Origin of the sequence: Labrys sp. KB_33_2 (genome assembly GCF_052114505.1) — a bacterium.
Classification (GTDB): Bacteria; Pseudomonadota; Alphaproteobacteria; order Rhizobiales; family Labraceae; genus Labrys.
The window spans coordinates 220,501-235,770 of sequence record NZ_JBFREW010000010.1; the positions used below are offsets into that span (position 1 = coordinate 220,501).

The 15,270-nt window shown below is 61.4% G+C and carries 8 protein-coding genes; 4 read left to right on the forward strand and 4 right to left on the reverse strand.

The features are described from left to right. Nucleotides 1-6: 6 nt before the first annotated feature. Nucleotides 7-8,067, reverse strand: coding sequence for an amino acid adenylation domain-containing protein (locus tag AB4037_RS18835; RefSeq protein ID WP_441772544.1), 8,061 nt, complete (start codon nucleotides 8,065-8,067; stop codon nucleotides 7-9). Next, nucleotides 8,064-9,962 carry an amino acid adenylation domain-containing protein gene (locus AB4037_RS18840; RefSeq protein WP_441772545.1) on the reverse strand — a complete coding sequence of 633 codons (1,899 nt, stop codon included), beginning with the start codon at nucleotides 9,960-9,962 and terminating at the stop codon, nucleotides 8,064-8,066. Before AB4037_RS18840 ends, AB4037_RS18835 begins: the two co-directional genes overlap by 4 nt. An 809-nt stretch (nucleotides 9,963-10,771) precedes the next feature. Here AB4037_RS18840 and AB4037_RS18845 point away from each other — a divergent pair. After that, nucleotides 10,772-11,482, forward strand: a complete 711-nt coding sequence (locus tag AB4037_RS18845) for a 4'-phosphopantetheinyl transferase family protein (protein WP_441772546.1) — start codon at nucleotides 10,772-10,774, stop codon at nucleotides 11,480-11,482. 242 nt (nucleotides 11,483-11,724) lie between these two features. On the opposite strand, the gene AB4037_RS18850 is transcribed toward AB4037_RS18845, so the two are convergent. After that, nucleotides 11,725-12,363 carry an acyl-homoserine-lactone synthase gene (locus tag AB4037_RS18850; RefSeq protein WP_434955977.1) on the reverse strand — a complete coding sequence of 213 codons (639 nt, stop codon included), beginning with the start codon at nucleotides 12,361-12,363 and terminating at the stop codon, nucleotides 11,725-11,727. Between the two features lie 76 nt (nucleotides 12,364-12,439). Continuing rightward, a complete protein-coding gene (locus AB4037_RS18855) occupies nucleotides 12,440-13,174 on the reverse strand; it encodes a LuxR family transcriptional regulator (protein WP_434955976.1) in 735 nt (244 codons plus the stop codon). A gap of 319 nt (nucleotides 13,175-13,493) precedes the next feature. On the opposite strand from AB4037_RS18855, the gene AB4037_RS18860 reads away from it, so the two are divergent. From AB4037_RS18860 to AB4037_RS18870, 3 genes are all read left to right on the forward strand, one after another. Beyond that, the gene (locus tag AB4037_RS18860) at nucleotides 13,494-13,688 is read left to right on the forward strand and encodes a hypothetical protein (RefSeq protein WP_441772547.1); all 195 of its coding nucleotides are present in this window, start codon (nucleotides 13,494-13,496) and stop codon (nucleotides 13,686-13,688) included. Nucleotides 13,689-14,223: 535 nt separating this feature from the next. Beyond that, the gene (locus tag AB4037_RS18865; RefSeq protein WP_441772548.1) at nucleotides 14,224-14,538 is read left to right on the forward strand and encodes a hypothetical protein; all 315 of its coding nucleotides are present in this window, start codon (nucleotides 14,224-14,226) and stop codon (nucleotides 14,536-14,538) included. 31 nt (nucleotides 14,539-14,569) lie between these two features. Beyond that, nucleotides 14,570-15,244, forward strand: coding sequence for a LuxR C-terminal-related transcriptional regulator (locus AB4037_RS18870; protein WP_434955974.1), 675 nt, complete (start codon nucleotides 14,570-14,572; stop codon nucleotides 15,242-15,244). Nucleotides 15,245-15,270: the final 26 nt, after the last annotated feature.

Here is a 15,270-nt window from a genome sequence, read left to right on the forward strand (position 1 = left end):
CGACTTTCACCGTTCCGGAGATTGCAGGGCGCTGGCGGCGACTCGACGGCTGCTCCTGGCAACGCGAACGAGTTGCGGGAGCTCGGAAGGTTCCGTGACGGGTGCTACCCCAGCAAGCGTGGCCGCCGCCTTGGTGATGCTGCGTTGCTGCAGCAGGGTTTTGGCCGACAGGCTCAGCCCCGCCTGGTTTGCCCGTGCCACGATCTGGAAGATATGGATCGAGTCCGCACCGAGCGTGAGCAGGTCGTCCACCACGCTGATCCTCGGCTGGCCGAGAACCTCGGCGCAGATTTCAGCCAGGACCGTCTCGGCCTGGTTTCCCGGCGCGACATAGGTGGCCGACAGCTCGTTGGCGGCCGACTCGCTCGGCTTGGGCAGGGAGCGGCGGTCGAGCTTGCCGCTCGAACCGCGCGGCATGGCGTCCAAGCGGACCCACTGGCCGGGTATCATATAGTCGGGCAGGTCCCGGCCGAGGGCATTGCGAAGAGCCTCTATGCTCGGCGCGGTGGAAGCGGCAGCTTCGTAATAGGCCACGAGCCTGGGATCACCCGGAATGTCCTCGCGCAGGATCACTGCATTGACGTCGAGGCCCGCCTTGGCGATCGCGGCCTCGATCTCGCCGAGCTCGATGCGGAAGCCACGCAGCTTCACCTGGTGATCATTGCGCCCAAGGAGCTGGAGACGGCCACCCGGCATGAGGCGGGCAAGATCACCCGTACGATAGAGCCGCGCACCGGGCGTGCCGGAAACACTGTCCGCAATGAACTTCTCGGCCGTCAGATCCGGGCCGCGGAAATAACCGCGGGCGACGCCATCGCCACCGATATGGAGCTCGCCCACCACGCCGAGCGGCTGCACGCGATCGAACTTGTCGAGCACGTGGAACTGGGTATTGGCGATGGGGTGGCCGACCGTGATCGGCTCCGGCCCTGGACGGATATGGGCGACCGACGACCAGATCGTGGTCTCGGTCGGGCCATACATGTTCCAAAGCTGCCCGCCATTCTGGACCAATTGATCCGCAAGGCTGCGCGGCAGTGCTTCCCCGCCGCAGAGCATCTTCAGCTTCGGCGATGGCTTGAAACCGGATTCGAGCAGGATCACCCAGGTGATCGGGGTCGCCTGCATGACGGTGGCACCGCAGTTCTCCAGACGCTTGAGCAAGGCATGGCCATCCGCCGTCTCGCTTTGGGGCGCGATGACCACGCTGCCCCCACAAGCCAGCGGCAGATAGAGTTCGAGCGCCGCAATGTCGAAGGAGATCGTGGTGACAGCCAGCAGCCGGTCCTCGGCGGTGAAGCCCGGTACCTGACGCATCGATGCGAGGAAATTGGCGACGCAGCCATGGGTCACTTCGACCCCTTTGGGCTTGCCCGTCGAGCCAGAGGTGAAGATGACATAAGCAAGATCCTCGCTGCTCGCCTTGATGCCCGGCGTCGGCAAGGGCTGACATGCGGCGATTGCGTCGCGGTCGCGATCGACCAGGATCGTCACGGCGGCAGCCGAAGCAATGTCGTCATAGGCCGCCTGGCTCAACACGGCCGCGACCTCGGCCTCCGCCAGAATGCCATTGAGCCGGGATGCCGGGTGATTGGTGGCAAGAGGAACATAGGCACAGCCCGCCTTCAGCACGGCCAGCAGGGAAACGAGCATGTCGAGCGAACGATCGACCAGCACGGCAACACGCGCGCCCTTGCCGAGGCCCCGATCGCGCAAATGCGCTGCAAGCTGGCCAGCTCGACGGTCGAGCTCGCCGTAGGTGAGCTGTTGATCCTCGAAGAGTGCAGCCACGGCCTGCGGATTGGCAGAGGCCTGGGCCTCGATCAGTCCGTGAATGGTGAGCAGGCTCGGGTCGGAAGGCGCGGGCATGGACGGTCCGGCCAGAGTGGCAGTCAAATCACCGGCAGCCAGTAACGGCAAACGCTCGATCGGCGTCGTGATGTCGTCGGCGATCGCCTGCAGCAAGGTGCGGTAATGCCCCAGCCAACGGCGGATCGTCTCCGCGTCGAAGAGATCGGCATTATAGTCGCAATCGATGCGCAAGCCGTTGGCGGATTCCGTCACATTCGCAAAGAGATCGAAGGTCGAGAAGCTCTTCGGGTTGGGGACGACTTCGGTCGTCAGCCCGGGAAAGGCCAGATCCCCACCCAGGCGCTCCAGATTGAACTGGACTTCGGCAAGCGGCAGCCGGCTGGCATCGCGCGGGAGAGTCAGCTTGCGCAGGATGGTGCCGAGCGTGCAACTGCGATGGTCATAGGCCTCCAGCACGCTCTGCTTGGTGGCGGCCAGAAAATCAGCAAAGCTCATGCCGTCCTGCCAGGACGCATGCAGCGGCAGCAGGTTGACGCAATGGCCGACCAGAGCCCTGTCGTCCTCGACCAGGGATTGACCGGCGGCTGGAATACCGACCACCACTTCGTTCTGGCCAGCAAGGCGGCCCATCAGGATCTCGAAGGCAGCGAGCAGCGTGGCGAACAAGGTGCTGCCGCGTTTGGCCCCGGCCTTGCGGACCGCTTCATAGAGCGGCCTTTCGATGGCAAACTGGGTCGAACCGCCGTTGAAAGTCTTGATCGGCGGCCGCGCGCGGTCGCAGGGCAGCTCGAGAGGCGGTGGCGCTGTACGGAACTGGCCGACCCAATAGGTTTCGTCATCAGCCACTTCCCGCAAGGTCTGCGCATAGCGGCTGAAGGGGAGCGGATCGGCCAGCACGGGCTTGCTGTTCTCGACCCTGGCCCGATAGAACTCCGAGAGTTCGCCAATCAGCACATTGACCGACCAGCCGTCGCAGACGATGTGATGAGCGGTAAAGACGAGGACGTGCCGATCCGGCGCCAGCCGGACTAGTTCGCCGCGCACCAACGGGCCACCCACGAGATCGAAGGCAGTCCTGGCATCCAGCTCGATCCGCGCCTTCAGAGCCTGTTGCGGCGAGGCTTCTCCTGAAACATCCACGAGTGGCAGGTCCAGGCGGAGCTCGGGTGCGAAGCTCATGCGGGTCCCGGTCGTGTCGAAGTGGATGCGCAGCGCATCGTGACGCGCGATCACGTCGTTGAGGGAATCGCGCAGGGCCGCCGCATTGAGAGCGCCATCAAAACTCAGGCTGATGGACTCGTTGAAGGCACAGGAAGCCTCGTCGCCAAGCTGCGCGGAGAGCCAAACTTCGGTCTGGGAGGCAGTCGGCGCAATCGGCCCCGTCGGAGTGGCCGCTTTCGGCGCCGCCCCGGTCTTGCTGTCACCGCCCGCAACCGGAGGACCACCGGGCAGCATGCCGTCGGCCTGCATCGCCTCGATGCTGTCGCGGAAAGCCTGAACGATGCGGGTGACGTCCTCGTCCGTATGCTCCGTGGTCAGGAAGCAGGGGAAGCCCTCATGCACATAGATGCCGCGGGCACGCAGATGATAGTAAAGCAGGCTGCCAAAGCGGTAGTCATGGCTCGGATTGATATAGAACAGGCTGCCATAGGTCGGGACCGGCAGTGACAAGCCACATTCGGCGAAACAGGCCGACAACTGCTCGACCAGGCGCGCCATGCGGGCCGAGACCTCCTCCTGCAAGGCCGGCCCCCTGGATTTCAGATGCTCGAGTACAGCCTCGAGCGCGGCCAGGACCAGCGGATGGCGAACGAAGGTGCCGGCAAAAAAGGTGACACCGACCTCCGGGTAGGAATCGTCGCCATAGCGCCAGTCGCCGCCGTCAAGCGCATCCATGAAGCTGGCCTTGCCGGCAAGAACTCCCACCGGCAGCCCACCGCCAACCACCTTGCCGTAGCAGGCCAGATCCGCCTTGATGTCGAACAGATGCTGCATGCCCCCTGGATGCATGCGGAAGCCGGTCACCACTTCGTCGAACACCAGCGCGGTGCCGGAGGTTTCGGTAACAGCGCGAACCTGCTTGAGAAACTCGACGGGACGCAGGTCCGGGCGCCGGCTCTGTACAGGCTCGACCACGACAGCGGCAAGCTCACCGGCATGCTCGCGGATCCAAGCGAGCGCGTCGTCCGAGCCATATTCAAGCACCGTGACGTTCTCGACCGACTGCGGCGGAATTCCCGGCGCCACCGGCAGTGTGCGATGCTCGCCCTGCCGGACCTGCCCCTTGACCAACACCTCGTCGAACTGGCCGTGATAGTCACCGGCGAAGGTGACGACGCGCTTGCGCCCGGTGACCGTACGCGCCACTCGCATGGCCGCCATCACGGCTTCCGAGCCGGTGTTGCAGAAGGTGGCGCGCTCATTACCGGTCATCTCGCAGAAGAGAGCCGCAACCTTGCCCGCCCTGGCAGATTGCGGGCCGATGGCGAAACCTTCGTGCAACTGCCTGTCGACCGCCTCGACCACGAAATCAGGCGCATGGCCGAACATGGTCTGACCGTAGCCGTTGACTAGGTCGATATATTCATTGCCGTCGACGTCCCAGATCCGCGAGCCCTTCGAGCGGGCCGCGATCACGGGATAGACCATCTCCTTCCAATCGGGATTGAAGCCCGAGGCAGCGCGCGGATCGGCCAGGACGTTGCGATAATCCTGCGTCAACTGCTTGGAGCCGGGGCTATGGGCATTCCAACGCGCCACGAGCGCTTCGATATGACCACGCTGGCGGGCATCGAGCCCCTGATCCTGCGACTTCTGGGTGTTCTTGGAGACGGCGAAGCGCGACGGCAATTCCCTCACCGGCGCGCCATCGGCCGGGGCAGCCGCGGCAGGCTGTGAGGCGACGGGAGCCTGGCCCTGCGATGTAGCCGGCACGGCGGGAGGGGCAGCCATCACGGCCTGGACGGCAGGAGCCTGCAATACCGCCCCGCCGCGCAGCACCTCGAGCTGCTGCTGCATCAACTGGCCCATGACCTGCAACTGGTCACGCATCAAGCCCTCGACGCCGGCCCCTGTGCCGGCAAGCGGCAACACCGCCGAAAGAAGCGGCGCGGGCTGGCTGATCGTCGAAACGCCCCCCGGAGCCGTCGCGACGGCAGATACCGCGGCCATCGGGACCGGCGTTGGTTCGGCTGGAGCAGGTGCGAATTTTTCGGGCGGCAACGCCGCTGCGACATGCTCCGTCAGGGCCTCGATGCTGCCGAGATCTCCCAGGAGCGCACGGAAGGTGATCTTGAGGCCGAACTTGTTCAGGAGCTCCTGAGCAGCCTGGGTCAGGAACAGGGAGTCGAAGCCCATCTCCAGGAAGGTCGTGCCGGGTTCGGCGGAAGCCACGTCCTCGCCGGAAAGGTCGGCGAAGATCGAGATGATGGCGGCCTTGATGGTATCTGTGCGGGCGGTCATGTCGGACATCACGGTTTGCTCGAGGAGCGGCATTGCGAGGATTTCGGCAGGCGGTGCAATTTCCGCAGATGCCGGTTCGGATCGTGGGGCGGCGTGCGGGTTGGCCGCAGCCACGGGAGTGCTCTGCCGCATGGGTGACTCGACCCAGTGGCGCGTGCGTTCGAAAGGATAGGTCGGCAAAGGCACCCTGCGACGCGTCGCCTCGGTCGGCTGCAACGCCCAGTCGACGGCCACGCCGGCAGTCCACAAGCGACCCATGGCCTCGGCCATGGTGTACTGGTCAGGCCGCTCGCGCGCGGCGTCGGGCAGGCAGGAAACCACGGTCCTGCCCCTCGCTGCGCCTTGCAGTGACAGCGTGGTCAGTGTGTTGCCGGCGCCGACTTCGAGCAGGACCGTCGCCGCATCGCCGAGCAGGAGGCCCAAGCCGTCGGCAAAGCGAACCGGCTCACGGAAATGGCGGGCCCAGTAGTCGGGCGATGTCGCAGCTTCACCCGTGATCCATTGACCCGTGACGCCGGAGACGTAGGGAATGGTCGGCGGCTTCAGGCCGATCCTACGCACTTCCTCGGTAAAGGGCGCGATGATTGGATCCATCATGGGAGAGTGGAAGGCGTGCGAGGTGTGAAGCCGGCGGCTGACGACGCCACGCGCCTTCAACTGCGCTTCCAGCGCATCGATGGCGGCGTCCGGCCCGGACGCGACACACAGTGCAGGACCATTGATCGCTGCGATGGCAAGATTAGCGCCGAGCAAAGGCGCAAGCTCCGCCTCGGGAAGCCTTACCGCCAGCATGCCCCCCGACGGAAGGTTCTGCATCAGGCGGCCGCGGGCGGCTACGAGCGGCAACACCTCTTCGAGCGTAAAGACCCCGGCAAGGCAGGCTGCGACGAATTCGCCAACGCTATGCCCGATCATCGCGCGTGGCACGATTCCCCGGCTGATCCACAATCGGGCCAATGCATATTCGACCGCAAAGATCGCGGGCTGGGCATAGCAGGTGGCGGCCAAGCGCTTGTGATCATCGGCCTCGCGCTTGGCCGGATAAAGCAGTTCCTTGAGATCGCGCTCCAGATGAGGGCGCAGGATCGCCGCGCAACGGTCGATGTCGGCCCGGAAACCTGCCTCGGCTTCATAGAGGCCGCGCCCCATGTCGGGATATTGCGACCCCTGCCCCGGGAACATGAACACGACGCCCGGATCACCGGCGGCCTTGAAGGCGCGTGCTGCCGGATCGTTCAGGGCTGCGACAGCGGCGGGGATATCATTGCAGGCCGCCGACCAGCGATGGTCGAATGCCTTGCGCCCCACCTGCAGCGTATGGGCGACATCCGCAAGCTCCAGCGTCGGATTGGCACTCAACCGGCCGGCCAGGGCGGCACGAGCCTTGGCCAGAGCTGTCTCGCTCCGCGCCGACAGCGTGAGGATTTCGACAGTCCTGCCGGCCGCACGCGGCTCCAGCGAGGGGGCCTCTTCGAGCACGACGTGCACGTTGGTGCCACCGACGCCGAAGGCGCTGACGCCCGCACGGCGCGGCTCAGGCCCCTCCTGCCATTCCGTCAGCGCCGCATTGACGAAGAACGGGCTGTTCTCGATGTCGAGACGCGGATTGGGTTTCTTGAAGTGCAGCGTCGCCGGCAGTTGGCGGTTCTCGAGGCTGAGCGCCGTCTTGATGAAGCCGACCACGCCGGCCGCCGCATCGAGATGGCCGACATTGCTCTTTACCGAGCCGATGGCGCAATATTGGCGGCCCTCATCTCCGGTCGCCCGGAATGCCTTGGTCAGGCCCGCGAGCTCGATCGGGTCGCCGAGCGGCGTCGCGGTGCCGTGGCATTCGACATAGCTGATCGACGTAGGATCGATGCCGGCATTGGCATGCGCCATCATGATGGCGGCCGCCTGGCCATCGGAGCTCGGCGCGGTATAGCCGACCTTGGCCGCACCGTCATTGTTGACGCCGCTACCCCGAACCACGGCATAGATATGATCGCCGTCGGCGAGCGCGTCTTCCAGTCGCTTCAGCAGCACGGCACCAGCGCCGCTACCGAACACGGTGCCCTTGGCATCGGCGTCGAAGCTGCGGCAGTGCCCATCCTCCGATACCATGCCGCCTTCCTGGGTCAGATAGCCTCGCTTCTGCGGGAAAGTGATGGAAACGCCGCCAGCAACGACCATGTCGCATTGGAACAGCAGCAATTGCTGGCAGGCCTGCGCGATCGCCATCAACGAGGTCGAGCAGGCCGTGTTCACGCTGAAGCTCGGCCCGGTCAGGTTGAACTTGTAGGACACCCGCGTCGCCAGGAATTCCCGGCTGGCGCCGAGCAGCATCGGGTATTGTGCGACCTGGAAGGCATTGGTGAAATCCTCCGACACGTTACGATTGCCGACGACGTGGTGGAGGAAATAGGTGTTCATGCTACAGCCGGCGATGACGCCGATGCTGCCTGGGAACGTGGCCGGATCATAGCCACCGTCTTCCAGGGCTTCCCAGGCACACTCGAGAAAGATGCGATGCTGCGGGTCGGTCAGTTCCGCCTCGCGCGGATACATGCCGAAGAACTCAGCATCGAAAAACTCGACATCGGGCAGGATCGGCCGGGCCCGTACGAAATTGGGCGCGCGCCGGACTTCGGGGCCAAACGTATCTTCGAGCTCGCTGTCCTCGAAACGCGTGATCGATTCAACGCCATTGCGCAGGTTCTGCCAGAACTCGCCGACAGAGCGGGCGCCGGGAAAGCGGCCCGCCATGCCGATCACCGCGATGGCGTTGAGCGGAAGGTCGGAGATGGAGCTCACCTGCCCGCTCCCATCTGGCGCTGGCGCAGGCGCTGGAGCGCCTCGGCCTGCTGGCGGGCCCGGAGATTCTCGGGCCGAGCGGCGGGCGCCGTAGCAGGTGCGGCGCTCGAACGGATGAAATTGGCCAGCGCCGTGATGGTGGGGCGCTCGAACACGTCGCTCAGGCGAAGCTGAGGATGGATGCTTTCCTGGATTTCACCGAGAACGGTGAGAATCTGCAGCGAACTCCCGCCCTGATCGAAGAAATTGATCTTGGTACTGACGTCGGGCACGGACAGAACACGCGCCCAGATGGCCGCGATCTTCTGTTCGAGCTCATCGCGCGCCTCCGGCACGATCGGGCTGGCGGTGAAAGTCGGGATCGGCAGCGCCTTGCGGTCGAGCTTGCCGTTCTCCGTCATCGGCAATTCGCTCAGATCGACGAAGGCGAAGGGAAGCATGTAGTCCGGCAGGGTCTGCGACAGATGCGCCTTCAGGTTGCCGGCATCGGCCGGAGTTGCCGAAGGCACGATGTAGGCGACCAGCTTCGCTTCACCGGGCCCGTCCGTGCGAGCAATCACGGCGCAAGCCGTGACAGCCGGATGGCGCATAAGCTGGTTTTCGATTTCTCCCGTCTCGATGCGGAAGCCGCGGATCTTCACCTGGTGATCGCTGCGCCCAAGATATTCGAGATCGCCATCCGCCGTACGCCGGACGAGGTCGCCGGTCTTGTACAGCTTCTCGGCAACCTGATCTTCCGAGGGCTGCCAGTCGATGAAACGCTCCGCCGTCAGCTCGGGACGGTTCAGATAGCCGAGGCAGACCCCCTGCCCGCCGACATAGATTTCACCTTCCTCGCCCACCGGGACAGGCTTGCGGTTCTCGTCGAGCACATGGATGGTCAGATCGGGGATGGGCACGCCGATCAGGCTTGCCCGGTTGCCGTCGAGTTCGGCCGCAGACACGGGGCGATAGGTCACGAAGACGGTGGTTTCGGTGATGCCGTACATATTGATGATGCGTGGCTTGGCATCGCCATAACGATTGAACCAGGGCCGCAGCATCTGGAACTCGAGGGCTTCGCCACCTAGGATCACGTAGCGCAGGGCCAGGGCAGAAGCCTCCGCACGGCGCCTGTCGACCTCGATCAAGGTGCGGAAAGCGGACGGTGTCTGGTTGAGCACGGTCACTTTTTCATGGACGAGCAGGTCCAGGAAATCCTCGGGCGAACGGCTGATGCGATGAGGCACCACCACCACACGGCCCCCATAGACCAGTGCTCCCCAGATCTCCCACACGGAGAAGTCGAAGGCGTGCGAATGGAAGAAGGTCCAAACATCCTCAGGCCCGAAACCGAACCAGTGATCGGTTGCGTGGAACAGCCGCACGACATTGTGGTGCGACAGCTTGCATCCCTTCGGCCGGCCAGTGGAACCAGAGGTATAGATGACATAAATGAGCGACTGCGGATCGATGGCAATATCCGGATTCGTGACCGGTTCGGCGCTAAGGCTATTGGCGTCCTGATCCAGCAAAATCATCGGCAGATCGCTCGGCGGCAGCGTCGGGCGGCCACTGGTCGTGGTCACGAATGCCAGAGGCCGGGCATCCTCCAGCGTGAAGGTCAGTCGCTCGCGCGGATAGCTCGGATCGAGCGGCAGATAGGCGGCGCCCGATTTCATGATGCCCAGCATGCCCACGACCATATCGATCGATCGCTCCAGGCCGATGGCGACCAATGTATTGGGCTTCACGCCCATCTTGAGCAGGCGATGGGCGAGCTGGTTGGCGCGGGCGTTCAATTCGCCGAAGGTGATCGAAACGCCGTCGCAGGTTACGGCAAGGCTGTCGGGGCGAAGCGCGGCCTGCTCGCTGATCAGTTGATGGACAGACAAGTTGGTTTGAAACGTGCTCACGCAGCCCCCATGCAAAATCGTGTGATAGTCGCCCCGGAAGATCGTTCTGCCGCAGGCCGTGCCGCCGAGCCGTCGTTGCCGACGCCCTCCAGCACCGATGTAATACCCATTGCTTTCCTTCGACCCATCGGGGCGGCGAGAGGTGCTGAACTCACGGCTGACCGCAAGCCGGAATACCCCGGCTCTCGGATGCCTCGTGTGTGCTTTCACACACTCCCCAGCAAACAAACCCCACAATCGTGTCGAACATTCCTAGACCAGCTTTTGCCTTCCTCACTCCAGATATGCGTGAGCAATACTTTAATATCGACGCGATCTTATGTTTCGAAACCATGCGTGAATTTACCGTGAAATGGCAAAATCTTCGCAAGAAAACCTAAAAACTTACGAGGTACATTACATTCGACGAAGGAATTATTAGAGTGGTAGGCTTCTTTCGCTTTCATGACCCCAGCAAAACAAAATGACCTTTGCGGCAATCAAGAAAACCGGCGAAGCTCGATGCAGACTCAAAGAACCCATCCAACGAAACACTGCGATTATTGTAGAGTTCGAAGATCACAGTCTCAATTCGGGAAATTGAATGCCCTCCCCCCACCCGATAGGCAAAGTCGGACCAAAAGGAGTAGGTTTCATCACCCCCGGAGCCTAGCGCCCATACTCCGATAGCCTTACGGCGCGAGATTAAAAGTGGAGGTACCGGTCAAAGCCCCGCCGCCGCGGATCGCCCCGGGAGAGCTTGCGCGCCGGCCTCGATGCTGATCCTGTAGAATCAGTCAATCACCACGCCAGTTGAATCCAAGCTTTCGATGCCGCTTCCTCCGCCCACACCGCCCGCCCCTCAGGACGTTCATGTCTGGCAATGGGATCTCGACGCCAGCGAGAGCGGCTTCGATCGGAACTGGAAAGTCCTATCGGGGGAGGAGCGCGGTCGCGCTGACAAATTCCGCTTCGAACGGCATCGGCGCCGCTTCGTGGCAGCGCGGGGAGAACTCAGGCGGATTCTCGGCAATTATCTCGCGACACCGCCGCAGGAGGTCGGATTCGGCTATGGCGCCGAAGGCAAACCCTTCTGCACGACCCAGCCTGTGGGATGGCGGATCTGCTTCAATCTGAGCCATAGCGAGAACGCGGCCGCACTTGCCGTCGCAAACGGTTTCGAAATCGGCATCGACATCGAGCATATCCGCCCGATCGAAGACGGCGTCGCACTGCAGGTGTTCTCACCTGGCGAACGCGCGCAATTCAACGCATTGCCGTCCGGGGCGCAGCAAAGCGCTTTCTTCGAGAGTTGGGCCCGTAAAGAGGCCTGCCTGAAGGCGCTCGGCACCGGCTTTGCTCATCCGCCAACTCATTTCGAATTCGATCTTGCCATCGGAGGCGACACGGCACCTCGCTTCGTCGGCGGCGACTCCGAAGAAGCGAAATGTTGGCGCATTCGCGCTCTGCGATCCGAATTGAACCGCGCCGGCTCGGTGGCGGCACGGCGCCTCGATTGGTCGATCGTCGAAATGAACTGACGGACAGCATCGGCCGCGCTGCCGATACGCGCAACAGACAACGCACAGAGTTCTTCGAACCCTGGCGTCTATGTAACGCCTCAGAGGGCGATACCGGATCCTGGCGACGGCTTCCGGCCCGCACCTACGGAGACGATCAAGATGAACCCGGGACCTTCAACCGGTCTCGGGCTCATGGATTGATGCCACCACAGCCTTCCGCGCAGTAGCTGATTGAACGAATGTCCAACCGCGGTTGCGGCTTAAGCCGCAACGGCGTGGACTTGCGTCTCGGAACGCAGAACCGAACCGGTGATCTGGCCAGCAGCGGCAATCCCGGCACGCATCTCCTCACTGATCTCGAAAAGACCAGCATAGGTCATCACGCGGCCGATTCTGGTGGGCACGCCGATCACGTCTGCCGGACAATTGGCGAGTTTGAAGATGCGGGCCATGCGTGCATCGTAGACTGACACCACGAAATCGATACCGGCCAGCATGCCGACCTCGACAATGCCGCACAGCAGCTCCGTCGTCACCGAATGCAGGCGACGGTTGCCGTCAGTGGCAAGATCGGGATCGATCGCAAACCGGGAGCTTTCCCAGATGAGCGGGCTTTCTACAATTTCGCCGTCCGGCAACAGTACAGAGAACACATCGCGCAGCATATTCGGGCCAGTCGTCGGCAACAAGCGCAGACCACCTTCCACACGCCCCGTGTATTGATTTCGCGATATCAAGTAAACAGGGTCGCAATCGTCGAAATAATCAATTTCGCGGCCGTTGGAAACATTAACGTCCCAATCCAGCCTGTCTTTAAAGACCCTCGCACGCATCTCGTAAAGTGCATCAAGGGTTTCAGTATGTAAATGACGCTCGTAACTTTGAATGACTTCAATCATCGAACAGACCCTCCGTCGGAATCTGCTCGAATTTATTAGTCACTTATTCCCTTAGAAATACGGCGTATTTGACGGGTTACCTCGTTCCGAAAAAAATGCTCATATTCATTGCCTTGGCGACGGCATGAGTAACATTGGTTGCATTCAGTTTTGCTCGAGCCAGGTCGAGGTAAAACCGCACCGTTCGATCCGAAAGGGAGAGTATCGTCGCAGTTTCCGAGACCGTCTTGCCGCGGGCAACCCACTTCAGGCATTCGATCTCACGCGGAGAAAGATGGACTTCCTCTTCTTCAACCGCCTCTGTTCGCAGGATGGCATTGTGGATGTGGTAGGCCAAAACCTGGAAGTCGCGCTGGAAAGCCCCCAACGTCTGATCCCATTCCTGATCGGGGACGTCGCTGGTGATGGTGAAGAGAGCGCGCTCGCCATGGCGACCGCGGATAGGAAAAGTCAGGCCTTGGCGCCCCAGCCCAAATTCGGCAGCTTCGCCGAAAAAGGCACGGAGTTTTGACCCTTTCAGGTCGAATTTGCGCCAGTCAATGGGCAGGACAGCCGAGAACCCCTCCCTTAGAACGGGATCTATTCTAACGTAGTTTTCGCTCTTATAGTGCTCAACCCAGTCATCGGAGTAGGTAACGGCTAGATAGGGATCGTCGCTGGTAGAGCTTGGAATATTTACAGCAAAATAGGCAGCCGTACGCAGCCCGTAACTCTGAACAACTCGATTCAACATCCCTTTTACGTCTCGGGACGTCGGTACACTGCCAATTTCATCGACAATATCATAATATATCTTGTCGAGCGCTCTCATATGCCGCCCCCTAAACCACGGGGCGGTATGATAATGCAAAACCTAGCGGGATGCTAGTTCCTAGATTACTTCGCAGACGCTTGCTGGGATGGGATGAAGACTTGAATTATATACTTCAATGTCTCTTTAGACCTCGAAAGAAAAATGGCAGAAATCTGAGTTCATTCCAGTCTGATGCCAATTAGTAGCTAACCAACAAAGGTTGATCGGTTGAATATTCGTCAAGAAACAGCAATCGATTGAACCTCCGATATGACGATGTTTCGCCATTCTCACGAACGGTGGGGTCGAACCGATGATTAATAAGGGTCACGACGTAATGCCTGAAGTTCAACAAGGTCAATCGATGGTCACCATCGATGACGACACCGGCACGATCACCATCGATCTGGTGGCTTATGGACCGGTGCGAATCGTGATGACGGCCGATGGCGATATCGAAGTCGAGGGTCGTAGTATCTTGAATACGGCTCACTGGACGAGTTTCGGCAACGAGTTCCCCAAGCGGGCCTGACACAGAAGCGAGCCTGACATTCAAGGGAGCTGACGATCGTTGGACTGGACGATCGTTGCCGGACACTTGGTTCTCGGGCGGATCCAGATCCGCTGAATGACATGAAGCCCGGGTGGTTATGCCGCCACGGGCCTCATTTGCATGGCCATTTTCCAGCCGCCGCGATGACGCACGCTCCGTGCGCTCCATCTTCTTCAGCCCCAAGCCACATCACATGGCCAGATCATATGGCAAGATCACCTGCGCGGGCGCGTGAAAGCTGCCACCACCCCGCGGCGACATATCAATGGCCGCTATCCGATCATATCGCCTTTGCGCTGTGTCCTATCCCATCTTGGAACTGGGCACTGAGTCCAGATCCGCGCCGCGCCTCTCCGATCGTGCCCACCCGGCCATTGTCACATATTTGCGCGAGGTACGATTCTGTGATCAGAGGTGATAAAGCCTCATGGCATCCCCATTGCGATATGGCAGCAGCATGCCCGCACTGTCTAAGAAATGGCCTGGCTCTCGGAGATGCCCGCCGCTTCCCTCCATGACTGGTGCCGTCTTGCCGATCGTCACTTGGCCGGCACGGCCAGACCGCGTTGTGCAAAATCGCACATCGCAGTCCCGCGCCATGGTGTTTCTCACCTCAAGGGTGGCATCCACAGGCGTTATCAAGGAAGACGTCGAATCCAGGCTACGCTGGGCCAAGTTCTCGGCCCACGGTCACGGCATGTTCAATATTTCTCCAAAAAAGAAACTATTTTCTTCCTGGGTTGCGATAACATGGAAGTTTGACATTTCGCTGAAAGTCCTTGCCTATTTCGCAACTGAGGGAGGGGAAGCAGGTGAGATCGATCGGTGAGAGTGGCCTCACACACGAGGGAGAGCGTTACTTGAAGATCCCCGTTTGTGTAATCGACAAGCGTGCCTTCTGGCGCGATTGTCTGACGATGTGCTTGACGGCCTCTTCTGCAAATCTTGCTGCCGTCGGCTATGACACCATCGACGATTGGCTGACAGCCTCCACGCACGCCCCTTCATCGATCATCCTGCTATGTGCCACCGGTGAGGAAGGTACGGCCCGCGCCATTCAGTCCGGGCTGGATCGTATCCTCTCCAGCGTACCGGGCGCACGCGTGGTCATCCTATCCGATATCGACAATCCGTCTACGATGGTCTCCTCCTTGGAGCGTGGAGCACGCGGCTTCGTGACCATGAGCCTGAGCCTGGAAGTGGCCATCGAAGCAATCCGTATCGTGAATGTCGGTGGTACCTTCGTTCCGGCCAGCGGCCTGTTGTCCGCACGCCAGGGCTTCGCGGCACCGACCAACGGCCAGTTGCCGGCCATCGAAGGGCGCCCCCATTTCACCGAGCGCCAATTGGCGATCATTGCCTGCGTCCGCAAGGGCGAACCGAACAAGATCATCGCCCATAAGCTCAATATGACCGAAAGCACGGTCAAGGTTCACATTCGCAATATCATGCGCAAGATCAAGGCCAAGAACCGCACCGAGGTTGCGTTCCTGACCAATGAGCTGCTGCTTCCCAGCGAAACCTCGAACGACTGAGGCGCGCGCCCTCATCGACGATGTGC